The following is a 22,426-nucleotide window of genomic DNA, read 5'->3' on the forward strand; positions in this document are numbered from 1 at the left end:
TGCGACGGTCACTTGCCGCCGTTGACGGCGGCCTTGTCGATCGCTCCGGTGCCGGCGCCCCACTTGTCCAGCACCTTCTTGTAGGAGCCGTCGGCGATGATCGCGTCGACGGCCTCCTTGAGCACGTCACGCAGTTCGGTGTTGTCCTTGTTGACCGCGATACCGAACGGGCCGGCGTCGACCTGCTCGCCGACGACCTCGAAGTCGTTGCCGCCACCGGCCTTACGGGCCAGGTCGACCGCGACCGGGTAGTCGTTGACACCGGCGACGGCGCCGCCCGACTTCACACGGGTCTGGGCCTCGGTGTCGTTCTCGAAGGACTCGATCTTGATGGCCTTCTCGCCACCGGCGGTGCAGGCCTTGGACTGCTTCTTCAGGGCCTCCTCGTACGTGGTGCCGCGCTGGACCGCCGCGACCTTCCCGCACAGGTCCTCGATGGACTTGATGCCCTCGGGGTTGCCCTTCTTGGTGTAGACGGCGGTGCCGGCCAGGAAGTAGTCGACGAAGTCGACGCCCTTGCCGAGCTTCTTGCCCTTGTCGTCCAGGCCCTCCTGACGCTGCTTGTTGTCCGTGATGGACGACATGGCGATGTCGTGGCGACCGGTGTTGAGGGCGGTGATCAGACCGTCGAAGGAGCCGGAGGTGAACTCGAACTTCACGCCCAGCTGCTTGCCGAGCGCCTCGGCGATGTCGGGGTCGACGCCGACGATCTTGCCGTTCTCGACGGACTCCATCGGGGCGTACTCGGCGTTCGTGCCGACCTTGATGACGCCGGACTTCTGGTACTTCGCCGGGAGCTTGTCGAACAGCGGGGCACCGCTCTTCGACGCGGTGCCGTCACCGGCCTTCGTCGAGCCGCCCTCGGTCTGGTCGCCACAGGCGGTCAGCAGCAGGGTGCCCGCGACCGCGACAGCGCAGACCGCGGCAATCCGGGACTTCGCGGTCGTACGACGCGTGGTGCTTGCGGTCATGGTCGGAATCCTCCGGCGGTGAGAAGAACGCTGGTCATCGGGTTGGCACGCAACTTCGGGTGTCGCAACCTTGTGTGATTACGGCATCTTGCCATTCGGGCTAGCCCATTCAGGGGACCCGGCATGTCAAAATCGGGTAACGGGCGACCCCCGAACCCCAACGGGCCGGTACTGCAAGGCCGGACCATCTGTTGGAAACCGAGCATTCTTCCGGAGAATCTCCGGTGCGTCTCGACCGGCGGACGACCTTTATGTCCCTTAGTGGACTTGTCCAGATATTCGACTATGAGTCATGTCACCGAGGCGGTATGGACTCGTCCGGGGCCCCGTCCGTCCGGTAAGAAAGACCTTTACACCCCTCATCCGGGGCCCAGGGCGCGTGTGCGGCGCGCCCGCGCGTACGTACCTCCCCTGCGGAGCGGGCCAACCGCTCAGTGCCGGGAACGTACGTGGTGCCCGCCCACCCCTCCTCAACCAGGAGTGGCCACCCTCAAACGATGAAGACTTAAGGGGTCAACACAATGGCAGCGGAGATCGTCAATCCTCGCAGCGACGACAGCAAGACGCACGGTGCGGCCAGTGCGAACGACATCAGCAGTGCGGACGAGCCCTTCGACCCGGCCTTCGCCCTCCACCGCGGCGGGAAGATGGCCGTGCAGGCCACCGTGCCCATCCGCGACAAGGACGACCTGTCCCTCGCGTACACGCCCGGCGTGGCCAAGGTGTGCAGCGCCATCGCCGAGAATCCCGAGCTCGTCCACGACTACACCTGGAAGTCGCAGGTCGTGGCCGTCGTGACGGACGGCACCGCCGTGCTCGGCCTCGGGGACATCGGCCCCGAGGCATCCCTCCCGGTGATGGAGGGCAAGGCGATCCTGTTCAAGCAGTTCGGCGGCGTCGACGCGGTTCCGATCGCGCTCGCGACCACCGACACGGACGAGATCATCGAGACCGTGGTGCGCCTCGCGCCGTCCTTCGGCGGGGTCAACCTGGAGGACATCTCGGCCCCCAGGTGCTTCGAGATCGAGCGCAGGCTCCAGGAGCGTCTCGACATTCCGGTCTTCCACGACGACCAGCACGGCACGGCCGTCGTGACGCTCGCAGCACTGCGCAACGCCGCGAAGCTCTCGGGACGGACCCTCGGTGATCTGCGCGGCGTCATCTCCGGCGCCGGTGCGGCCGGGGTTGCCATCGCGAAGTTCCTGCTGGAGGCGGGCATCGGTGACGTTGCCGTCGCCGACCGCAAGGGCATTGTCAGCCGGGACCGCGACGACCTCACGGACGTCAAGCGTGAGCTGGCGGAACTGACGAACAGGGCGGGCCTCTCCGGTCCGCTGGAGACGGCCCTCGCGGGCGCGGACGTCTTCATCGGAGTCTCCGGCGGCACGGTTCCCGAGCCGGCGGTCGCCTCGATGGCGCCCGGCGCGTTCGTCTTCGCCATGGCGAACCCGAACCCCGAGGTCCACCCCGACATCGCGCACAAGTACGCGGCAGTGGTGGCGACCGGGCGCTCGGACTACCCGAACCAGATCAACAACGTGCTGGCGTTCCCCGGCATCTTCGCGGGCGCACTCCAGGTCCGGGCCTCCCGGATCACCGAGGGCATGAAGATCGCCGCGGCGAACGCCCTGGCCGATGTGGTCGGCGACGAACTGGCGGCGGACTACGTGATCCCCTCGCCGTTCGACGAGCGGGTCGCTCCGGCCGTCACGGCCGCGGTGGCCGCGGCCGCGCGGGCCGAGGGCGTGGCACGCCGCTGATGCGGTGAGGCGGGGGTGGGTCGGGGAACGGGTCCGCTGCGCGGGTCTGTTCCCCCACCCGCCCCTGTTCACCCCTGTTCCTGCGGGGGCGAGTCGGTTGGGGCGAGCGTCACACCATCGAGCAGTTACGTCACGGCGCGTCACCGCCTATCGTCGGGGCCATGTTCGCCGCCTACGCCGCACGCATCGACCGGGACCAGCCCCTCAACGGACTCGAGCTGGGCGAACGCCCCGCTCCCGAGGCGCGATCCGGCTGGACCACCGTCTCCGTCAGGGCCGCCTCCCTCAACCACCATGACCTCTGGTCCTTGCGGGGCGTCGGCCTCGCCGAGGACAAGCTGCCCATGATCCTCGGCTGCGACGCCGCGGGGATCGACGAGGACGGCAACGAGGTCGTCCTGCACTCGGTGATCGGCCAGACCGGGCACGGCGTCGGCCCCCGGGAGCCCCGCTCCATCCTCACCGAGCGCTACCAGGGGACGTTCGCCGAGCAGGTCACGGTCCCGAGCTGGAACGTGCTGCCCAAGCCGAAGGAACTCACCTTCGAGGAGGCCGCCTGCCTTCCGACCGCCTGGCTCACCGCGTACCGGATGCTGTTCACCAACGCGGGCGTGCGGCCGGGCGACTCCGTCCTCGTCCAGGGGGCCGGTGGCGGTGTCGCCACCGCGGCGATCGTGCTCGGCAAGGCTGCCGGGCTCAGGGTGTACGCCACCAGCCGTGACGAAGCCAGGCGCAAGCGGGCCGTCGAGCTGGGTGCGATCGAGGCGTACGAGCCCGGCGCACGGCTGCCGCAGCGTGTCGACGCCGTCATCGAGACCGTGGGCGCAGCGACCTGGTCCCACTCGGTGAAGTCCCTCCGCCCCGGCGGCACGCTGGTCATCTCGGGTGCGACCAGCGGCGACCGTCCCGCGCATGCGGAGCTGACCCGGATCTTCTTCCTGGAACTCAAGGTCGTCGGTTCGACGATGGGCTCCAAGGACGAACTGGAGGACCTGCTGTCGTTCTGCGCGGCCACCGGTGTACGTCCCGTCATCGACGAGGTCCTTCCGCTGGACCGGGCCCGTGAGGGCTTCGAGCGACTCGCTGCCGGAGACCAGTTCGGGAAGATCGTGCTGACCACCACGTGACCGCCGGGACCGGGAGTGTGCCGACGGCCGCGGAGGGGCTGTCGCTGCGCCCCTGGCAGCCGTACGACGCCCCGGCCGTCCTCGGTGCCTTCGCCCCGGCCGAGATGTCGCGTCAGTCGGGCCGGCCGGTCACGTCCCCGGCCGAGGCCCTGGACTGGATCGCCGACCGGGAGAAGGAACGAGCGGCCGGCACCGGGTACGCGTGGGCCGTCGTCCGGGAGAACCTGGTGCTCGGGTGTGTCGCCGTGACCGCGGTGAACCACGTCCACGACACGGGCTGGGTCTCGTACTGGACGGTCGAGGGGGCACGTGGCGGGGGTGTTGCCGCCGCCGGCGTACGGGCACTCGCCCGCTGGGCCTTCGACGACCTGGGACTCCACCGGCTGGAACTCGGACACCGGACGAACAACCCGGCCTCCTGCAAGGTGGCCGAGCGGGCCGGCTTCGCGGTGGAGGGCCTCGAACGGGGGAAGCTCCGCTACGGCGACGTCCGGTACGACGTGGAGCGGCACGCCCGGCTCGCCACCGATCCTGTCAATTTTGGTTGACGCCTCTCCCTTGTCAATGTAAGTTGACGTCATGACCGAAGCAACGGATCTCGCCGCACGTGCCGGTGATCACGACCCGCGCGTGGGGTTGCGGGCCGTAGCCGCGTTGCGGCGGCTGCTCGAGCAACTCGAAGCCGTGCAAGTGAGAAGCGCCCGCGCCCAGGGCTGGTCGTGGCAGGAGATCGCTGCCGAGCTGGGTGTCAGCCGGCAGGCCGTGCACAAGAAGTACGGGAGGCATTGATGTTCGAGCGATTCACGAAGGGTGCCCGGGCCGCGGTGACGGGCGCCGTGGTTCATGCCGAGCGAACCGGCTCGGACTCGGTCACCGAGGAGCATCTGCTGCTCTCGCTGCTGGACGGGACAGGCAGCCGGGCGGCCTTCGCCGTCGCGTCCCTAGGCCTCGTCGACCGGCGCTCCTCCCTGGAGGCGGCTCTCGCCGAGGCCAGACGCCTCGGCGGCCTCACCAAGGCGGATACGGAGGCGCTGGCCGGTCTCGGTATCGACGTCACCGAGATCGTGGCCAGGGTCGAAGGGGCCCATGGTGAGGGAGCCCTGGAAGGCGACCGCAGGAGCCGCCGGTGGTGGTCGGCGCAGCGCCCGTTCACCGGGGGTGCGAAGGGCATCCTGGAGAAGTCCCTGCGCGTCGCCCTCGGGCGCGGCGACAAGTTCATCGGCGAGGAGCACGTCCTGCTGGCGCTGACGGCCTGCCCCGGAGTGGTCGCCGACGTGCTCGCGGAACACGGCGCCACGTACGCCACGGTGGAGCGTGCGCTGTACGGGGGCGAGGGGGAAGGCCGGGCCAAGGCGGGCTGACACGCCGGCCCGCCCCTGCCCCTGCCATTGGGCCCGCCCCACCACCCGGCGTGAACCGTCACCGGGCTGGTCCTGCCCCCCAGTCGTGGGGTGCGGCCGGGCCCGGGGGGGACCCCCCCCCGGGGGGGGGGCCGCCCCTCTCGCAGGTCCGGGCGGACTGTCAGCCGGCCAGGCAGGACGGGCCGAGCAGCACCTTCAGGTCACCGAAGAGCGCCGGGTCGGGCTTGACCCGGTGCCGGTCGAGCCGCAGCACCGTGGTCTTGCGGGGGCCCTGGAGCCTGATGCGCACCTCGGTGTCGCCCCGGTGGCTGCTGAGGACCTCGCCGAGCCGGCTGACCATGGGCGGGGTAATCTTGACGGTGGGGATGGTCAGCACGACCGGCGCGTTGGTCCCGGCCGACGAGATATCGGGAACCTGCATCTCCATGGCGACCAGGCGGGGTACGTCCTCGCGCTTGTCGAGGCGTCCCTTGACGAAGACGACGGTGTCCTCGACGAGCTGGGTCGAGACCAGTTGGTAGGTGGCGGGGAAGAACATGCAGTCGATGGAGCCCGCCAGGTCCTCGACCGTGGCGATGGCCCAGGCGTTGCCCTGCTTGGTCATCTTGCGCTGGAGCCCGGAGATGATGCCGCCGATGGTGACGATCGCACCGTCGGCGTGCTCTCCCCCGGTGAGCTGCGAGATAGCGGCGTCGGACTTGTCGGACAGCACGTGCTCGATGCCGAAGAGCGGGTGGTCGGAGACGTAGAGGCCGAGCATCTCCCGTTCCTGTGCGAGCAGGTAGGACTTCTCCCACTCGATGTCGGAGAACTCCACGTCGAGGCCGAAGCCCGGCTCGTCGCTCTCCGCCTCGCCCATGCCGCCGAAGAGGTCGAACTGTCCCTCGGCCTCCTTGCGCTTGACCTGCACCACGTTGTCGATCATCGGCTCGTGGTGGGCGACCAGGCCCTTGCGGGTGTGGCCCATCTCGTCGAAGGCGCCTGCCTTGATGAGCGACTCGACGGTGCGCTTGTTGCAGACGACCGCCTCGACCTTGTCCAGGAAGTCCGGGAAGCTCGAGTACTTCCCCTTCGCCTTGCGGCACCGGATGATCGAGTCGACGACGTTCTGGCCGACGTTCCGTACGGCGGTGAGACCGAAGAGGATCACATCGTCGCCCTGGGCCGCGAAGTTCGACTCGGACTCGTTGACGTTGGGCGGGAGCACCTTGATGCCCATGCGGCGGCACTCGTTGAGGTAGACCGCGGACTTGTCCTTGTCGTCCTTGACCGAGGTGAGCAGCGCGGCCATGTACTCGGCGGGGTAGTTCGCCTTGAGGTACGCGGTCCAGTAGGTGACCAGGCCGTACGCGGAGGAGTGCGCCTTGTTGAAGGCGTATCCGGCGAACGGGACCAGGACGTCCCACAGGGCCTTGATCGCCGCGTCGGAGAAGCCGTTCTTCTTGGCGCCCGCCTCGAAGAGGACGAAGTTCTTCGCGAGCTCGTCGGCCTTCTTCTTGCCCATCACGCGGCGCAGGATGTCGGCCTCGCCGAGTGAGTACCCGGCGACGATCTGGGCGGCCTTCTGCACCTGCTCCTGGTAGACGATCAGGCCGTAGGTGAGCCCGAGGACCTCCTTGAGGGGCTCCTCCAGCTCCGGGTGGATCGGGGTGATCTCCTGCCGGGCGTTCTTGCGCTCGGCGTAGTTCGTGTGGGAGTTCATTCCCATCGGGCCCGGCCGGTACAGGGCCGAGACGGCGGAAATGTCCTCGAAGTTGTCGGGCTGCATCTGGCGCAGCAGCGAGCGCATCGGCCCGCCGTCGAACTGGAACACCCCGAGCGTGTCACCGCGGCACAGCAGCTCGTACGTCTTGGGGTCGTCCAGCGGGAGCGCGAGCATCTCCAGGTCGACGCTCTTGTTGGCCTTCACCATCTTGATGGCGTCGTCCATGATCGTCAGGTTGCGCAGACCCAGGAAGTCCATCTTGAGCAGGCCGAGCGACTCGCACTGCGGGTAGTCCCACTGCGTGATCGTGACGCCGTCGGTGTGCCGCACCCAGATCGGGGCGTGGTCGACGATGGGCTCGCTGGACATGATCACGCCGGCCGCGTGCACACCCATCTGCCGGACGAGGCCCTCGACGCCCTTCGCGGTGTCGATGACCTTCTGGACGTCCGGCTCGTTCTCGTACATCCCCCGGATCTCGCCCGCCTCGCTGTAGCGCGGGTGCTTCGGGTCGGTGATGCCGTTGAGGTCGATGCCCTTGCCGAGGACGTCGGCGGGCATGGCCTTGGTGAGGCGGTCGCCCATCGCGTACGGGTAGCCGAGGACACGGGCGGAGTCCTTGATCGCGTTCTTGGCCTTGATCTTGCCGTAGGTGCCGATCATGGCGACCTTGTCGGCGCCGTACTTCTCGGTCACGTACCTGATCACCTCGACGCGCCGGCGCTCGTCGAAGTCGATGTCGACATCGGGCATGGAGACACGCTCGGGGTTGAGGAACCGCTCGAAGATCAGTCCGTGCGTGATCGGGTCGAGGTCGGTGATGCCCATGGCGTACGCCACGATCGAACCGGCGGCGGAGCCTCGGCCGGGACCGACCGCGATGCCGTTGTTCTTGGCCCACATGATGAAGTCGGCGACGACGAGGAAGTACCCCGGGAACCCCATCTGGATGATGATGTCCATCTCGTACTCGGCCTGCTTCTGCCGGTCCTCGGGGACACCCCCGGGGTAACGGCGGCCCATGCCGACCCGGACCTCTTCCTGGAACCAGGTGATCTCGGTGAAGCCCTCCGGGATGTCGAACTTCGGCATCAGGTCGCGCTTCTCGAACATGCCCGCGGTGTCGATCTGCTGCGCGACCAGCAGCGTGTTGGCGCAGCCCTGCTGCCAGGCGTCCGAGGAGTCGACGCCGTACATCTCGTCCGTCGTCTTCAGGTAGTAGCCGGTGCCGTCGAAGCGGAAGCGGTCCGGGTCGGAGAGGTTCTTGCCGGTCTGGATGCACAGCAGGGCGTCGTGCGCCGTCGCCTCGCTGGCGTAGGTGTAGTGCGAGTCGTTCGTCACGAGCGGCGGGATGTTCAGCTTCTTGCCGATCTCGAGGAGCCCGTCACGGACCCGGCGCTCGATCTCGATGCCGTGGTCCATCAGCTCCAGGAAGTACCGGCCCTCGCCGAAGATGTCCTTGTAGTCGGAGGCCGCCTGGACCGCCTCGTCGAACTGTCCGAGCCGCAGCCGGGTCTGCACCTCGCCGGAGGGGCATCCGGTGGACGCGATCAGGCCTTCGGACCACTGGGAGATGGTCTCCCTGTCCATACGCGGCCACTTCTGCAGCCAGCCCTCGGCGTACGCGTCCGAGGACAGCTTGAAGAGGTTGTGCAGCCCGGTGCTGTTCGCCGCCCAGATCGTCTTGTGGGTGTAGCCACCGGAACCGGACACGTCGTCGCGCTTCTGGTGCGGCTGGCCCCACTGGATCTTGCGCTTGTGCTTGCGCGACTCGGGGGCGACGTACGCCTCGATCCCGATGATGGGCGTCACCCCGGCCTTCTTCGCCGAGTGGAAGAAGTCATAGGCACCGTGGAGGTTGCCGTGGTCGGTCATCGCGATGTGCGACATGCCCATCTCGTTGCACGCCTCGAACATGTCCTTGAGCCGCGCGGCACCGTCCAGCAGCGAGTACTGGGTGTGGACGTGCAGGTGCGTGAATGGCGGCTTGGTCACGGCGCGGTGCCTCCGGGAAAACTGGCGATGACGGCTTGGGGGGACAGCGGGGAAGTCTACGTCTTGGAGGTGACAGGCGACGGGCACTCCGGGGTACGGTCGCGCGTTGGAAGGGCGGGGCCACCCGCCCCATTTGTCATGAACGCCATGTAGCAGGAGGCACCCAGCGATGTCGGACACGCAGCCCAGCGGCGAGCAGCGCGGGGAGCAGATCCTTTCCGTTTTCGACACCGCCTTCGGCGAGCTCCTGGCCGCCGATCCCGCCGCCTTCCGGGTGAAGTTCCGCAAGATGGCGGGCTCGGCCTTCGCCTTCTACCGCGGCTCGGCCGGGCTGTTCTACGCCGATCTGGACCGTGAGCAGCGCAGCGGGCCGTACCTCGACGAGCGCACCAGCCGGGTGTGGATCCACGGCGATCTGCACGCGGAGAATTTCGGCACCTACATGGACGCCAACGGCCGGCTGATCTTCAACGTCAACGACTTCGACGAAGCCTATGTCGGTCCCTTCACCTGGGACCTCAAGCGCTTCGCCGCCTCCGTCGCCCTGATCGGTTACGCGAAGGCGCTGGGCGACGACCAGATCACCGAGCTCGTCCGGGTCTACGCCGCGGCCTACCGGGAGCGGATCCACGCCCTGGCGACGGGTGCGAAGAACGACGAGGTGCCGCCCTTCACCCTGGACACCGCCGAGGGCCCGCTGCTCGACGCGCTGCGTGACGCCCGGTCCCTGACCCGTTTCGGGCTGCTGGACTCGATGACCGAGATCCGGGACTTCGAGCGCCGCTTCGCCGCCGGCGGCGGTGCGATCGACCTGGACGCGGCGACACGCTACAAGGTGCTCGCCGCGTTCGACGGCTATCTGGAGACGCTGCCCGAGTCGAGCCTGACCCGGCCGGACTCCTACCGGGTCAAGGACGTCGTCGGCCGTCGCGGCATCGGTATCGGGTCGGCGGGGCTGCCCTCGTACAACATCCTTCTGGAGGGCAACAGCGACGCCCTGGAGAACGATGTGGTGATCTATCTCAAGCAGGCGCAGACGCCGGCGGTCTCCCGGCACATCACGGACGCGGCCGTGCGGGACTACTTCCAGCACGAGGGCCACCGGACGGTGATCTCGCAGCGCGCGCTCCAGGCGCACGCCGACCCGTGGCTGGGCTGGACGGAGCTGGACGGGGCGGGTCAGCTGGTCGCCGAGGTCTCGCCGTACGCGGTCGATCTGGACTGGTCCGACATCGACGAGCCGGAGGAGATCGCGGCGGTCGTCGCCGACCTCGGCCGGGCGACGGCGACGATGCACTCGGCGGCGGACGACGAGAGCGGGCACTCGCTGGTGCCCTTCTCCACGGAGCGTGCGATCGACGCGGCGATCGCGGCGGACGAGAGGGGCTTCGCGGAGCTTCTGGTCGACTTCGCACACAGCTACGGCACCCGCGCCCGCGCCGATCATCAGATCTTCGTGGACCTCTTCCGGAACGGCCGCATCCCCGGCCTGTAGGTCCTTAGGGCTCGCTTACAGGTTCACATGACACACTCTCCGGCGATGGACGTATCAGGGACGCAGATCAGAGCGGTACGCGCGGCGCTGTTCACCGCGCTCGTCGTCACGCTCTCCTCCGCGTCCCATGTGCTGCTCTCCCGGGTTCCGCTGCCGCTGACGGCGGTCGTCCTGCTGGCCGGGGCCGTCTTCGCCGTGGCGTTCGCGCTGGCGGGCCGGGAGCGCAGCTTCGGGGCGATCGCCGGGCTGCTGGTTCCGCTGGAGCTGGCCGCCGACACCGTGTTCACCACCGGACAGCACCTCTGTTACGGGGCGGCGGGCGGCCCGATCGCGGGCCCGCTGCGCTCCGTGGGCGTCGACGTGCTGTGCGGTGGCGAGGCGGGCACGGGCTCCTCGCATCTCGCGGACGTGGCCGCGGTCGGTACACCGCTGGCGGGGGTGACCGGCACGGGCGACCGCGCGGCCGCCCTGCTGGCCTCGCCCGGCCCTGCCGTGCCGTGGCTGCTGCTCGCCGCGCACGTGACCGTGGGCCTGCTGGCCGCGGCGTGGCTGCGGCGCGGTGAGTCCGCGCTGGCGGGAGTGCTGCGCGCGGCGGCCGCGGTCGCGTTCCGGCCGCTGCTGACCGCCGTCGCCGTGCTGGGGAGCGCCCGGCGCCACGCACGGCGCGACGCGCGCTCCGGCGGACGGTCCGGCCCGCTCTTCCCGGCCCGCCTCCTCGTGCACTCCGTGGGACGGAGGGGACCGCCGCGCCCGGCCTGTGCTTTTTCCTGAGCACGAGCACGCGGCAGACCCCGGACCACCCCACACGTACACACGGAGAAATAGTCATGAGCAACCGCAACAGCCAGGCCAACAAGTCGGCCGCCCGTGAGCGGCTGCGCGTCGAGCGCGAGCGCCAGGCCAAGAAGGACAAGGTCCGCAAGCAGGTCGTCGTCGGCGTCTCCGTGGTCGCCGTGCTGGCGATCGCGGGCGGCGTCAGCTACGGCGTGATGCAGCTGAACAAGCCCTCCGGCTGGGAGGCGGCCGCGGACGCGAAGAACGTGACCGCGCCGAAGAACACCTCGGGCGACGACGGCACGACCGTCGTGATCGGCGAGTCGTCCGCCAAGAAGACCCTGGAGCTGTACGAGGACTCGCGCTGCCCGGTCTGCGCCACGTTCGAGCAGACGGTCGGCGAGACGGTCGCCAAGGACGTCGACGCCGGCAAGTACAAGATCAAGTACGTCGGTGCGACCTTCATCGACAACTCCGACAACGGCGAGGGCTCCAAGAACGCCCTGAGTGCGCTGGGTGCGGCGCTCGATGTGAGCCCCGAGGCCTTCCTGGACTACAAGGCCGCGCTGTACTCCGCGAAGTACCACCCCGAGGAGAGCCAGGACAAGTTCGCCAAGGACAGCTACCTGATCGAGGTGGCGGACTCGGTGGACGCACTGAAGGGCAACGCCGCGTTCAAGAAGGACGTCGAGGACGGTACGTACGACGCCTGGGCGATGAAGATGTCCGAGACGTTCGACAAGAGCGGGGTCAAGGGCACGCCGACGCTGAAGATGGACGGCAAGACCGTCACCGCGGAGGGCAGCAAGAACGCGCCCATGACGGTGGCCGATTTCGACGCGGCGATCACCAAGGCGCTGAAGGGCTGACCGGCTCACGAACCCTGGGGCCGGCGGGAGAACCTGCGGCCGCGAGCGCATCCCGGGCGTAACTCCGGGCGGCGAATACCCAACAGGCGGGCGAACTTCCTTTGTTCGCCCGCCTGTTCGCTCTACCCACCAGTAGGGTGATCGTCCGTGACCAGTCGACATCTTTCCGCACCCAGCCGCCGCACGGTCGTCAGAGCCGCCGCCGCCACAGCGGTCGCCGCCCCCGTGCTCGCATCCGCCACAAGTGCCCGGGCCGCGGAGGCCCCGGCCTTCCTGCACGGCGTGGCCTCGGGCGATCCGCTGCCCGACGGCATCCTGCTCTGGACCCGTGTCACTCCCACCGCCGACGCCGTGCCCGGCTCCGGCCGCGGCGCCGATACGGCGGTGCGCTGGGAGATCGCAGAGGACAAGGCGTTCTCCCGGATAGCCGCGCAGGGCACGGCCGTCTCCGAGGCCGCCTCCGACCACACGGTCAAGGCCGACGTCCGTGGACTGCGCCCCGCGACGACGTACTACTTCCGCTTCTCCGCGGGCGGCGGGGAACCTGTCCGCTCCCCCGTCGGCCGCACCCGCACGGCTCCCGCCGCGGGCACGGCCACCCCGGGGATCCGCTTCGGCGTGGTGTCCTGCGCCAACTGGGAGGCCGGCTGGTTCTCCCCGTACCGGCATCTCGCGGCCCGCGCGGACCTGGACGCCGTTCTCCACCTGGGCGACTACATCTACGAGTACGCCTCGGGCAGTTATCCGACCCAGGACACCGTGGTGCGCCCGCACGCCCCGCTCCACGAGATCCTCACCCTCGCCGACTACCGGACCAGGCACGGCACGTACAAGACGGACACCGATCTCCAGTCGCTGCACGCCGCCCACCCGGTGATCGCAATCTGGGACGACCACGAGTTCGCGAACGACGCGTGGTCGGGCGGTGCGGAGAACCACACCCCGGGCACCGAGGGCGCCTGGGCCGCACGGGTCGCCGCCGCGAAGCAGGCGTACTTCGAGTGGATGCCGGTGCGCGCCTCCACCGAGGGCACCGTCTACCGGCGTCTGAGCTTCGGCAGCCTGGCCGAGCTGCACCTGCTCGACCTGCGCAGCTTCCGCTCCGAGCAGGCGTCCATCGGCAACGGCGCGGTCGACGACCCGGAGCGCTCGATCACCGGGCGGGCGCAACTGGACTGGTTGAAGGCCGGGCTGGCCGGATCGGACGCCCGGTGGAAGCTGGTCGGTACGTCGGTGATGATCTCGCCGGTCGCGTTCGGCGCGCTGCCGGCCCATCTGCTGGCGCCGCTCGCGGAGTTGCTGGGGCTTCCCGGGGAGGGGCTCGCGGTCAACGTCGACCAGTGGGACGGCTACACGGACGACCGCAAGGAGCTGATCTCGCATCTGCGGGACCGGTCGGTGACCAACACGGTGTTCCTGACCGGTGACATCCACATGGCGTGGGCCAACGACGTCCCGGTGAAGGCCGCGACCTACCCGCTGTCGGCCTCGGCGGCCACCGAGTTCGTGGTGACCTCGGTGACTTCGGACAACCTGGACGACATCCTCCGGGTGGCGCCCCAGACCGTCTCGGTGGTCGCCGCGGCGGCGGTCAAGGCCGCCAACCGCCATGTGAAGTGGATCGACCTGGACTCGCACGGCTACGGCGTCCTCGACGTGACAGCCGAACGGTCGCAGATGGACTACTACGTGATCTCGGACAAGACGAAGAAGGACGCGACCGCGTCCTGGGTCCGCTCGTACCGCACCCGCAGCGGGACCCAGAAGATCGAACGGGCCGACGCCCCTGTGCGCTGACCGCGCCGAGGAGAGAAGCAAGGGGCCCCGCACCGAGGTGCGGGGCCCTCCCTCATGCCTGGAGCGTGGCGAGGAACCCGAGCCCGACCTTCCAGGCCAGCTCGGCCGACTCCTCGTCGTAGTCGGGCAGTTCCGGGTCGGTGAACAGGTGCCCGGCCCCGGGGTAGCGGTAGACCTCGACATCCGCGCCGGTCCGCTGCATCTGGAGGTACCAGCTGTTCAGCCAGTCGTGCGACTCGAACGGATCGGGGTCGGCGACGTGCAGCTGCACCGGCAGTTCGTCCACCGAGGCGCTCGTAGCGATGTCCGACGTGCCGTGGAGCATCAGCAGTCCGCGCGCCTTCGCGTCGCCGAGCGCGAGGGTCTGCGCCACCGACGCCCCGAAGGAGAAGCCCGCGTACACGAGGCCCTGGTCGGAATAGGGTGCGGCGGCCAGCACGGCGCGCTTCAGCAGCTCGTCCTTGCCCACCTGGTCCTTGAAGGCCATTCCCTCCTCGACGGTGTCGTAGGTGTGCCCCTCGAAGAGATCGGGCACGCGCACCTCATGCCCGGCTGCACGCAGCCGGTCGGCAGCCGCGTGCACAGCGGGCCGCAGACCGTAGGTCGAGTGGAAAAGCATGATGTTCATGACGTCCATGGTGCCAGCTGTGCCCCAACGCTTGGAGGACCGGGGAATGGAGAACGTAGTGCGACCGCTGCTCGTGCTGGGCGGATCGCTGGTGATCACTCTGCTGGTGGGCTGGTTGGTCGATCTGCTGCTGCGCCGAGCGGACAGCCGTCACAGCGAGACGCCCGTCTGGGGCCTGCTGCGGCGCTGCCGGCCTCCGCTGCAGGTGGTGCTCTGCACGGCACTGCTGCGGGCCACCTACATCCACGTACGCCTCGACCCGGTGCGGGACCACCGGGCCGGGATAGGCCAGGCCATGACCCTGGTGCTGATCGCGGCGTCGGCCTGGCTGGTGCTGCGCGTCGCGGCCACCGCCGTGGAGTCCTCGTACGCCCGCTACGCGACGTCCACCCGCGATCCGGCCCGGGTCCGCCGGGTGCGGACCCAGGTCACGCTGATCCAGCGTGTGGTCACCGCCGTGGTGGCGACGGTGGCGGTCGCGGCGATGCTGCTGACCTTCCCGGCGATGCGCACCGTCGGCACCTCGATGCTGGCCTCCGCCGGTGTCCTCGGCATCGTCGCCGGTGTAGCGGCCCAGTCGACGCTCGGCAACCTCTTCGCCGGCTTCCAGATCGCTTTCGGTGACATGGTCAGGATCGGCGACACCGTGGTGGTGGACGGCGAGTGGGGCACCGTGGAGGAGATCACCCTGACCTTCCTCGCCGTGCGGACCTGGGACGAGCGGCGGATCACCATGCCGGTGTCGTACTTCACCAGCAAGCCGTTCGAGAACTGGTCGCGCGGCGGGATCCAGATGACCGGCACGGTCTTCTTCCAGCTCGACCACTCGGCGCCGATCGCCGCGATGCGTGAACGGCTGCGCGAGATCCTCGGCGAGTGCGCCGCCTGGGACGGCCGCGACTGGTCACTGGCCGTCACGGACACCACCGCGTCGACGATCGAGGTGCGGGCCGTGGTCACCGCGAAGGACGCGGACGACATCTGGACGGTGCGCTGCGCGGTGCGTGAGCAGCTCGTCGGCTGGCTGCGTGACCACCATCCGTACGCGCTGCCGCGGATCGTGACGTCGCCCGCGGTACTGCCGCCGGGCGACCACTGGCCGGAGCTGACGGGTGCGCAGGACAGCGGCCGGAACCGTCCCGACGGCCGGGTACCGGCCCCCGGCAGGGCCCCGCGCACGGGCCGCGGCTGAACGGCCCCGCACGGGCACCGTCGGGCGCCTCGGGCGGGCCCTGGGGTCAGAGCGTGCGGCGCATCGCCCGGTGCGGCATTCCGGCGTCCGGGAACTCGGGGCCGTACGCCACGTACCCGAGCCGCTCGTAGAAGCCGAGCGCATGGGTCTGGGCGTGCAGGTCGACGGCGGTCAGGCCGAGGGCGCGTGCCTCGTCCTCGATGGCGCGCACGAGCGCGGCACCGACCCCGAGGCCGCGCGCCTCGCGGGTCACGGCGAGCCTGCCGAGGGAGCCGACGGCTTCGGCGCCGCCGGTCTTGCCCTCCGCCGCGGAGCCGTGCAGCAGCCTGCCCGTCCCGAGCGCGGAGCCGTCCGCAGCGACGGCGAGGACGTGGACCGCGTCGGCGTCGTAGGCGTCGTACTCGATCTCCTCGGGAACCTGCTGTTCACCGACGAAGACGTTCTTGCGCACCTGGAAGCAGGCCGAGAGGTCGTTCTCCTCGACGGCCCTGCGGGTGCTGTACGGGGCGGACACGGGGGTCACTCGCTCTCCGCCGCGATCGTCTCCAGGGCGTGGCGCAGATCGTCCGGGTAGGTGCTGGAGAACTCGACCCAGCTGCCGTCCGAAGGGTGCTCGAAGCCGAGCCGGACCGCGTGCAGCCACTGGCGGGTCAGACCGAGGCGCTTGGCCATGGTCGGGTCGGCGCCGTAGGTCAGGTCGCCGACGCAGGGGTGGCGGTGGGCGGACATGTGCACCCGGATCTGGTGGGTGCGCCCGGTCTCCAGCTTGATGTCCAGCAGGCTGGCGGCGCGGTAGGCCTCGATGAGGTCGTAGTGCGTCACGGAGGGCTTGCCCTCGGCGGTGACGGCCCACTTGTAGTCGTGCTGCGGGTGGCGCCCGATGGGGGCGTCGATGGTGCCGCTCATCGGGTCCGGGTGGCCCTGGACCAGCGCGTGGTACTTCTTCTCGACGACCCGGTCGCGGAACTGGGCCTTGAGCAGGGTGTAGGCCCGCTCGGACTTGGCGACGACCATCAGCCCGGAGGTGCCGACGTCCAGCCGGTGCACGATGCCCTGGCGCTCGGCGGCACCCGACGTGGAGATCCGGTAGCCGGCCGCGGCGAGGCCGCCGATGACCGTGGTGCCGGTCCAGCCGGGGCTGGGGTGGGCGGCGACGCCGACAGGCTTCATGATCACGACGATGTCGTCGTCGTCGTGCACGATCTCCATGCCCTCGACGGGCTCGGCAACGATCTGTACCGGAGCGGCTGCCTGTGGCATCTCCACTTCCAGCCAGGCGCCGCCGTGCACCCGCTCGGACTTCCCGGCCACCGCACCGTCCACCTGGACCTTCCCGGCTGCGGCCAGCTCGGCGGCCTTGGTACGGGAGAAACCGAACATCCTGGAGATGGCGGCGTCTACACGCTCGCCTTCCAGACCGTCGGGTACGGGCAGGGTGCGGACCTCGGGATACGTACTCACCTGTCGAGTATGCCTTGCGCCCACTAGTCCTTGTGCACGGTGCCGTCGGGGTCCAGGCCCTTGAAGGAAAGGATCACGATCAGGATGCCGCCGCAGACGATCGCGGAGTCGGCGAGGTTGAAGACGGCGAAGTGCGCGGGGGCGATGAAGTCCACCACCGCGCCCTCGAAGACGCCCGGTGCGCGGAAGATACGGTCGGTGAGGTTGCCGAGCGCTCCGCCGAGCAGCAGCCCGAGGGCGATGGCCCAGGGCAGGCTGTAGAGCTTGCGCGCGAGCCTGGCGATCACCACGATCACGACCGCGGCGATGGCCGTGAAGATCACCGTGAACGCCTCACCCATCCCGAACGCGGCACCCGCGTTCCGGATGGCGTCGAGCTTCAGCCAGTCGCCGAAGATCTCGATGGGCTCCTGGTGCTCCAGCTTCGCGACCACGATCATCTTGCTGACCAGGTCCAGGAGGTAGGCGATCACGGCCACGACGAAGAGCACGAGGATCTTCCGCCTGCCCCTGCCGCCGCCCGTGTCGTCGCTCCCGGCCCGGGTCGCGCCCTCGGAGGGCTGCTGGGGCTCTGCCCCTTCAGCCCCCTCGGCATCAGGGATATCCGGCGTACCGATGATGCGCTCCGCCTCTGCCACGTGAGTCCCTCAACCTAGGTGCCTGACTGAGGACGAGGGTACGACACACCGTCCCGGTCAGCCGCGTCGCTCCTGCTTCTGTTTGTCCTCGACGCAGAGGGTGGCCCGGGGGAACGCCTGCATGCGCGCCTTGCCGATCGGGTTGCCGCAGATCTCGCAGAGCCCGTACGTCCCCGCGTCGAGCCTGGCGAGGGCGCGTTCGGTCTGTTCCAGCATCTCCTGGGCGTTGGCCGCCAGGGACAGCTCGTGCTCGCGCGTGATGTTCTTCGTGCCGGTGTCCGCCTCGTCGTCACCCGCCCCGTCGCCGGAGTCCCGCATCAGCCCGGCCAGCGCCGCTCCCGATGCCTCCAGCTCGTTGCGCAGCCGGATGACCTCGCTGGACAGCTCCGTCCTCGCCTCCGCGACCTCTTCGGGGGTCCAGGGGTCCTCCCCCGGCCTGACCGCCAGCTCGCCGGGCGCCGTCGCGGCGGCCACCCGGGCCTGCGGCACCGCTGTGGCACCGCCCTTTCCTACCGCCGCGGTCCGGCCGGCGCTCTTCTTGGCTACCACCGTGTGGGCTCCTGTCTGCTCGGCGGCCTGGGCCGCCCCCGTGGCCTTCTTCGAAGCCTTCTTGGCTGCGCTCTTCTTCGCCGGCCCGTGGTGCGCCGGAGCCCGATCGGCCCGTTCCTTCTCGTCCGGCGGCCGGGCCGCCGTCTTCTTCGCGGCGCTCGTCCCGTCGGGCGGCCCGGCCGCGGCCTTCTCGGCCACGGTCTTCGCTGCCGCCTTCCTGGCCGCCTTCTTCGCCGCCTTCTTCGCTGTCCTCCCGGTCGTCTCCTCGGCCACCGGACCCGTGGATCCCGCCGACGCCGTTCGTGTTACGGCGGTCTTCTTCGCCACCATGGCCGCGGCCCCTTCACATATTGTGATCTTGCACGCGAATCGTGCTGGGACGATAAATCGACCCCAGCCCCACGGCAACGGGGCACGCCGCCGGTTCGCCCCTCCCCGTGCCCGGGTCGTGACGCGCCTGCAACCGTTGTGCCCAGCTCCCCGCCCGGTAATCCGCTCCCGGTACGCCCGCCAGGACTCCCTCCGCCCCGTCTGGCCATTCGGGTCACGCCGCACCCCGCCGGTAAACCGGTCGGCCGTCGGCCGTACGGGCCCGTACACTGGCCGCAGCGAGAGGCATGGATGGGACGAGTAGCGTCGTACGCAGCCCGCAGCGACCCGGGGACGGTGGGAGCCCGGGGGCGAGCGCGTCGTGAAGATCACCCCGGAGCCGCCGGAAGAAAAGCTTTGGACCGTGGGCCCCGCCCACGGTCGCAGGGCGAGTAGACCCGGCATCGCGACCCCAATGAGGGGGTCACGGGCGCATGCCCGGGGCCAAGGAGGGTGGTACCGCGGGAGCCTGCCGGTTCTCGTCCCTCCGACGGAAGTGGAAGACGTCCGCCGGAGGAAGCCCGCACATGACATCGCCGCAGTACCGCCAGGTACCCGCCCAGGTCGACCTGCCCGCCCTCGAGCACGCCGTGCTCGATTTCTGGCGTGACAGCAAGGTCTTCACCAAGAGCCTCGAACAGTCCGAGGGCCGCCCCGAGTGGGTCTTCTACGAGGGCCCGCCGACCGCCAACGGCATGCCCGGGGCCCACCACATCGAGGCCCGCGTCTTCAAGGACGTCTTCCCCCGCTTCCGCACCATGCAGGGCTACCACGTCGGCCGCAAGGCCGGCTGGGACTGTCACGGCCTGCCGGTGGAGCTCGCGGTCGAGAAGGAGCTGGGCTTCAACGGCAAGAAGGACATCGAGGCGTACGGCATCGCCGAGTTCAACGCCAAGTGCCGCGAGTCCGTGACCCGCCACACCGACGCCTTCACCGAGCTCACGACCCGCATGGGCTACTGGGTCGACCTCGACGACGCCTACCGCACGATGGACCCGGAGTACGTCGACTCCGTGTGGTGGTCCCTGAAGGAGATCTTCAACAAGGACCTGCTGGTCCAGGACCACCGCGTCGCCCCCTGGTGCCCGCGCTGCGGCACCGGTCTGTCCGACCACGAGCTGGCCCAGGGCTACGAGACGGTCGTGGACCCCTCGGTCTTCGTGCGCTTCCCCCTCACGAGCGGCCCGCTGGCCGGTGAGGCGGCCCTCCTGGTCTGGACGACCACCCCCTGGACCCTGGTCTCCAACACCGCCGTCGCCGCGCACCCCGACGTCACCTACGTCGTCGCGACGGACGGCGAGGAGAAGCTGGTCGTCGCCCGGCCGCTGGTCGAGAAGGCCCTCGGCGAGGGCTGGGAGCTCACGGGCCAGTCCTTCACCGGCCGCGAGATGGAGCGCTGGACGTACGAGCGCCCGTTCCAGCTCGTCGACTTCCCGGCCGAGGCCCACTACGTGGTCAACGCCGAGTACGTCACGACCGAGGACGGTACGGGTCTGGTCCACCAGTCCCCCGCGTTCGGCGCCGACGACCTCGTCGTCTGCCGCTCCTACGGCCTCCCGGTCGTGAACCCGGTCCGCCCCGACGGCACCTTCGAGGAAGACCTGCCGCTGGTCGGCGGCGTCTTCTTCAAGAAGGCCGACGAGGCGCTCACCGCGGACCTGGACGCCCGCGGAAAGCTCTTCCGCCATGTCCCGTACGAGCACAGCTACCCGCACTGCTGGCGCTGCCACACGGCGCTGCTGTACTACGCGCAGCCGTCCTGGTACATCCGCACGACGGCGGTCAAGGACCGGCTTCTCGAGGAGAACGAGAAGACCAACTGGTTCCCGGACTCGGTCAAGACCGGCCGCTTCGGCGACTGGCTGAACAACAACGTCGACTGGGCCCTGTCCCGCAACCGCTACTGGGGCACCCCGCTGCCCATCTGGCGCTGCGAGGACGACCACCTGACCTGTGTGGGCTCCCGCGCGGAGCTGGGCGAGCTCACCGGCACCGACCAGTCGGAGCTGGACCCGCACCGTCCGTTCATCGACGAGATCACGTTCACGTGCTCGCAGGAGAACTGCCAGCTGGAGGCGTACCGCGTCCCCGAGGTCATCGACGCCTGGTACGACTCGGGCTCCATGCCGTTCGCCCAGTGGGGCTACCCGTACAAGAACAAGGAGATCTTCGAGAGCCGCTACCCGGCGCAGTTCATCTCGGAGGCCATCGACCAGACCCGCGGCTGGTTCTACACGCTGATGGCGGTCGGCACGCTCGTCTTCGACAAGTCCAGTTACGAGAACGTGGTCTGCCTCGGCCACATCCTCGCCGAGGACGGCCGCAAGATGTCCAAGCACCTCGGGAACATCCTCCAGCCGATCCCGCTCATGGACCAGCACGGCGCCGACGCCGTGCGCTGGTTCATGGCGGCCGGCGGTTCCCCGTGGGCGGCGCGCCGCGTGGGCCACGGCACGATCCAGGAGGTCGTCCGCAAGACGCTCCTGACCTACTGGAACACGGTCGCCTTCCAGGCCCTGTACGCCCGTACGTCGGGCTGGGCACCGTCCACGGCCGATCCCGCGCCGGACGGGCGCACGGTCCTGGACCGCTGGCTGCTGAGCGAGCTGAACGCCCTGGTGGACCAGGTCACCCAGGCGCTGGAGAGCTACGACACCCAGCGCGCCGGCAAGCTGCTGTCCTCGTTCGTCGACGACCTGTCCAACTGGTACGTACGCCGCTCGCGCCGCCGCTTCTGGCAGGGCGACAAGGCGGCCCTGCGCACGCTGCACGAGGTCGTCGAGACGGTCACCCGGCTGATGGCCCCGCTGACCCCGTTCATCACGGAGCGGGTCTGGCAGGACCTGATCGCCCCGGTCACCCCGGACGCCCCGGAGTCGGTGCACCTGTCTACCTGGCCCAAGGCGGACCTGTCGGCGATCGACCCGGCGCTCTCCACGCAGATGGCGCTGGTCCGTCGCCTGGTCGAGCTGGGGCGTGCCACCCGTGCCGAGTCGGGCGTCAAGACCCGTCAGCCGCTGTCCCGCGCCCTGGTAGCGGCCTCGGGCTTCGAGAGCCTCTCCGCCGAGCTGCACGCCCAGATCACGGAGGAGCTGAACGTCTCCTCGCTGGCCTCCCTGTCCGAGGTCGGCGGCTCGCTGGTCGACACGACGGCGAAGGCGAACTTCCGGGCCCTGGGCAAGCGGTTCGGCAAGGGCGTCCAGGCGGTCGCCAAGGCCGTCGCCGACACGGACGCCGCGGCGCTCTCGCTGGCCCTGCGCGAGGGCAACGCCTCGGTCGAGGTCGACGGTGAGCGGATCACCCTCTCCCCCGACGAGGTCATCATCACCGAGACCCCGCGCGAGGGCTGGTCGGTGGCCTCCGACTCGGGTGCCACGGTCGCCCTGGACCTCGAGATCACCCCGGAGCTCCGGCGCGCGGGCCTGGCCCGTGACGCGATCAGGCTGATCCAGGAGGCCCGCAAGAACAGCGGCCTGGACGTCGCGGACCGTATCGCGGTGCGCTGGACGTCCACGTCCCCGGCGACGGCCGAGGCCCTGACCGAGCACGCGTCGCTGATCGCGGACGAGGTCCTGGCCCTGGACTACGCCGAGGGCGAGGCCGACCCCACGTACGGCACCGCCTTCGAGGACGAGGGCCTGTCCCTGACGTTCCGCCTCCGCAAGACGAGCTGACCCCCAGCGGGGACAGGAAAGGGCCCGGCCGGACACCCTCCGGCCGGGCCCTTTCCTGTCC

The 22,426-nt window shown here is 69.6% G+C and carries 18 protein-coding genes; 11 read left to right on the top strand and 7 right to left on the bottom strand.

From position 1 onward, the window contains the following. Positions 1-8 precede the first annotated feature (8 nt). On the bottom strand, positions 9-971 hold the full coding sequence (locus ACFW9O_RS25225) for an ABC transporter substrate-binding protein (protein ID WP_351167080.1): 963 nt from the start codon (positions 969-971) through the stop codon (positions 9-11). 521 nt (positions 972-1,492) lie between these two features. Here ACFW9O_RS25225 and ACFW9O_RS25230 point away from each other — a divergent pair. From ACFW9O_RS25230 to ACFW9O_RS25250, 5 genes are all read left to right on the top strand, one after another. Further along, positions 1,493-2,731 (top strand): NADP-dependent malic enzyme, encoded by a 1,239-nt coding sequence (locus ACFW9O_RS25230; RefSeq protein WP_351167078.1) that lies wholly within the window; start codon positions 1,493-1,495, stop codon positions 2,729-2,731. Between the two features lie 161 nt (positions 2,732-2,892). Beyond that, positions 2,893-3,858 carry a zinc-binding dehydrogenase gene (locus ACFW9O_RS25235; RefSeq protein WP_384612310.1) on the top strand — a complete coding sequence of 322 codons (966 nt, stop codon included), beginning with the start codon at positions 2,893-2,895 and terminating at the stop codon, positions 3,856-3,858. Positions 3,859-3,875: 17 nt separating this feature from the next. Further along, positions 3,876-4,406 carry a GNAT family N-acetyltransferase gene (locus ACFW9O_RS25240; RefSeq protein ID WP_384612311.1) on the top strand — a complete coding sequence of 177 codons (531 nt, stop codon included), beginning with the start codon at positions 3,876-3,878 and terminating at the stop codon, positions 4,404-4,406. Positions 4,407-4,437: 31 nt separating this feature from the next. Continuing rightward, complete coding sequence (locus tag ACFW9O_RS25245) at positions 4,438-4,647, top strand: helix-turn-helix domain-containing protein (RefSeq protein ID WP_329207492.1); 210 nt, start codon at positions 4,438-4,440, stop codon at positions 4,645-4,647. Further along, complete coding sequence (locus ACFW9O_RS25250; RefSeq protein WP_384612312.1) at positions 4,647-5,219, top strand: Clp protease N-terminal domain-containing protein; 573 nt, start codon at positions 4,647-4,649, stop codon at positions 5,217-5,219. Before ACFW9O_RS25245 ends, ACFW9O_RS25250 begins: the two co-directional genes overlap by 1 nt. Positions 5,220-5,379: 160 nt before the next feature. On the opposite strand, the gene dnaE is transcribed toward ACFW9O_RS25250, so the two are convergent. After that, entirely contained in the window at positions 5,380-8,919 is a 3,540-nt protein-coding gene (gene dnaE, locus ACFW9O_RS25255; protein WP_384612314.1) for a DNA polymerase III subunit alpha, read from the bottom strand. A 169-nt stretch (positions 8,920-9,088) separates the two neighbouring features. Between dnaE and ACFW9O_RS25260 the strand changes: the two genes are divergently transcribed. The 4 genes from ACFW9O_RS25260 to ACFW9O_RS25275 all read left to right on the top strand — a co-directional run bounded on the left by ACFW9O_RS25260 (position 9,089) and on the right by ACFW9O_RS25275 (position 13,854). Further along, complete coding sequence (locus tag ACFW9O_RS25260; protein ID WP_351178937.1) at positions 9,089-10,414, top strand: DUF2252 domain-containing protein; 1,326 nt, start codon at positions 9,089-9,091, stop codon at positions 10,412-10,414. Positions 10,415-10,459: 45 nt separating this feature from the next. Then, the gene (locus ACFW9O_RS25265) at positions 10,460-11,185 is read left to right on the top strand and encodes a hypothetical protein (protein ID WP_384612316.1); all 726 of its coding nucleotides are present in this window, start codon (positions 10,460-10,462) and stop codon (positions 11,183-11,185) included. A gap of 56 nt (positions 11,186-11,241) precedes the next feature. Further along, the gene (locus ACFW9O_RS25270; RefSeq protein ID WP_384612318.1) at positions 11,242-12,057 is read left to right on the top strand and encodes a DsbA family protein; all 816 of its coding nucleotides are present in this window, start codon (positions 11,242-11,244) and stop codon (positions 12,055-12,057) included. Positions 12,058-12,204: 147 nt separating this feature from the next. Beyond that, complete coding sequence (locus ACFW9O_RS25275; RefSeq protein WP_384612320.1) at positions 12,205-13,854, top strand: alkaline phosphatase D family protein; 1,650 nt, start codon at positions 12,205-12,207, stop codon at positions 13,852-13,854. A gap of 52 nt (positions 13,855-13,906) precedes the next feature. Here ACFW9O_RS25275 and ACFW9O_RS25280 read toward each other — a convergent pair whose 3' ends face one another. Then, positions 13,907-14,491 (bottom strand): dienelactone hydrolase family protein, encoded by a 585-nt coding sequence (locus ACFW9O_RS25280; RefSeq protein WP_351178949.1) that lies wholly within the window; start codon positions 14,489-14,491, stop codon positions 13,907-13,909. A gap of 37 nt (positions 14,492-14,528) precedes the next feature. On the opposite strand from ACFW9O_RS25280, the gene ACFW9O_RS25285 reads away from it, so the two are divergent. After that, entirely contained in the window at positions 14,529-15,674 is a 1,146-nt protein-coding gene (locus ACFW9O_RS25285; protein WP_351178952.1) for a mechanosensitive ion channel domain-containing protein, read from the top strand. A 46-nt stretch (positions 15,675-15,720) separates the two neighbouring features. Here the strand turns inward: ACFW9O_RS25285 and ACFW9O_RS25290 are convergent, their stop codons facing one another. The 4 genes from ACFW9O_RS25290 to ACFW9O_RS25305 are packed head-to-tail and all read right to left on the bottom strand — an operon-like array spanning position 15,721 to position 18,652. After that, positions 15,721-16,197 carry a GNAT family N-acetyltransferase gene (locus ACFW9O_RS25290; RefSeq protein ID WP_384612323.1) on the bottom strand — a complete coding sequence of 159 codons (477 nt, stop codon included), beginning with the start codon at positions 16,195-16,197 and terminating at the stop codon, positions 15,721-15,723. Next, positions 16,194-17,135, bottom strand: coding sequence for an RluA family pseudouridine synthase (locus ACFW9O_RS25295; RefSeq protein WP_329212032.1), 942 nt, complete (start codon positions 17,133-17,135; stop codon positions 16,194-16,196). The genes ACFW9O_RS25290 and ACFW9O_RS25295 overlap by 4 nt, the downstream gene beginning before the upstream one ends. 23 nt (positions 17,136-17,158) lie before the next feature. Next, a complete protein-coding gene (gene lspA / locus ACFW9O_RS25300) occupies positions 17,159-17,773 on the bottom strand; it encodes a signal peptidase II (RefSeq protein ID WP_384612325.1) in 615 nt (204 codons plus the stop codon). A gap of 57 nt (positions 17,774-17,830) precedes the next feature. Beyond that, positions 17,831-18,652, bottom strand: a complete 822-nt coding sequence (locus ACFW9O_RS25305) for a TraR/DksA family transcriptional regulator (RefSeq protein ID WP_384612326.1) — start codon at positions 18,650-18,652, stop codon at positions 17,831-17,833. A gap of 566 nt (positions 18,653-19,218) precedes the next feature. On the opposite strand from ACFW9O_RS25305, the gene ileS reads away from it, so the two are divergent. Continuing rightward, entirely contained in the window at positions 19,219-22,365 is a 3,147-nt protein-coding gene (ileS, locus tag ACFW9O_RS25310; protein ID WP_384612328.1) for an isoleucine--tRNA ligase, read from the top strand. The last annotated feature ends 61 nt before the right edge of the window (positions 22,366-22,426 follow it).

The sequence above is a fragment of the Streptomyces sp. NPDC059499 genome (assembly GCF_042749285.1).
GTDB lineage: Bacteria > Actinomycetota > Actinomycetes > Streptomycetales > Streptomycetaceae > Streptomyces.

Coding starts and splice junctions, on each gene's coding strand:
- ACFW9O_RS25260 (WP_351178937.1), top strand. CDS start 9,089: ATGTCGGACACGCAGCCCAGCGGCGAGCAGCGCGGGGAGCAGATCCTT.
- ACFW9O_RS25285 (WP_351178952.1), top strand. CDS start 14,529: ATGGAGAACGTAGTGCGACCGCTGCTCGTGCTGGGCGGATCGCTGGTG.
- ACFW9O_RS25305 (WP_384612326.1), bottom strand. CDS start 18,652: ATGGTGGCGAAGAAGACCGCCGTAACACGAACGGCGTCGGCGGGATCC.
- ACFW9O_RS25280 (WP_351178949.1), bottom strand. CDS start 14,491: ATGGACGTCATGAACATCATGCTTTTCCACTCGACCTACGGTCTGCGG.
- ACFW9O_RS25225 (WP_351167080.1), bottom strand. CDS start 971: ATGACCGCAAGCACCACGCGTCGTACGACCGCGAAGTCCCGGATTGCC.
- ACFW9O_RS25230 (WP_351167078.1), top strand. CDS start 1,493: ATGGCAGCGGAGATCGTCAATCCTCGCAGCGACGACAGCAAGACGCAC.
- ACFW9O_RS25270 (WP_384612318.1), top strand. CDS start 11,242: ATGAGCAACCGCAACAGCCAGGCCAACAAGTCGGCCGCCCGTGAGCGG.
- ACFW9O_RS25250 (WP_384612312.1), top strand. CDS start 4,647: ATGTTCGAGCGATTCACGAAGGGTGCCCGGGCCGCGGTGACGGGCGCC.
- ACFW9O_RS25265 (WP_384612316.1), top strand. CDS start 10,460: ATGGACGTATCAGGGACGCAGATCAGAGCGGTACGCGCGGCGCTGTTC.
- ACFW9O_RS25235 (WP_384612310.1), top strand. CDS start 2,893: ATGTTCGCCGCCTACGCCGCACGCATCGACCGGGACCAGCCCCTCAAC.
- ileS (WP_384612328.1), top strand. CDS start 19,219: ATGACATCGCCGCAGTACCGCCAGGTACCCGCCCAGGTCGACCTGCCC.
- ACFW9O_RS25245 (WP_329207492.1), top strand. CDS start 4,438: ATGACCGAAGCAACGGATCTCGCCGCACGTGCCGGTGATCACGACCCG.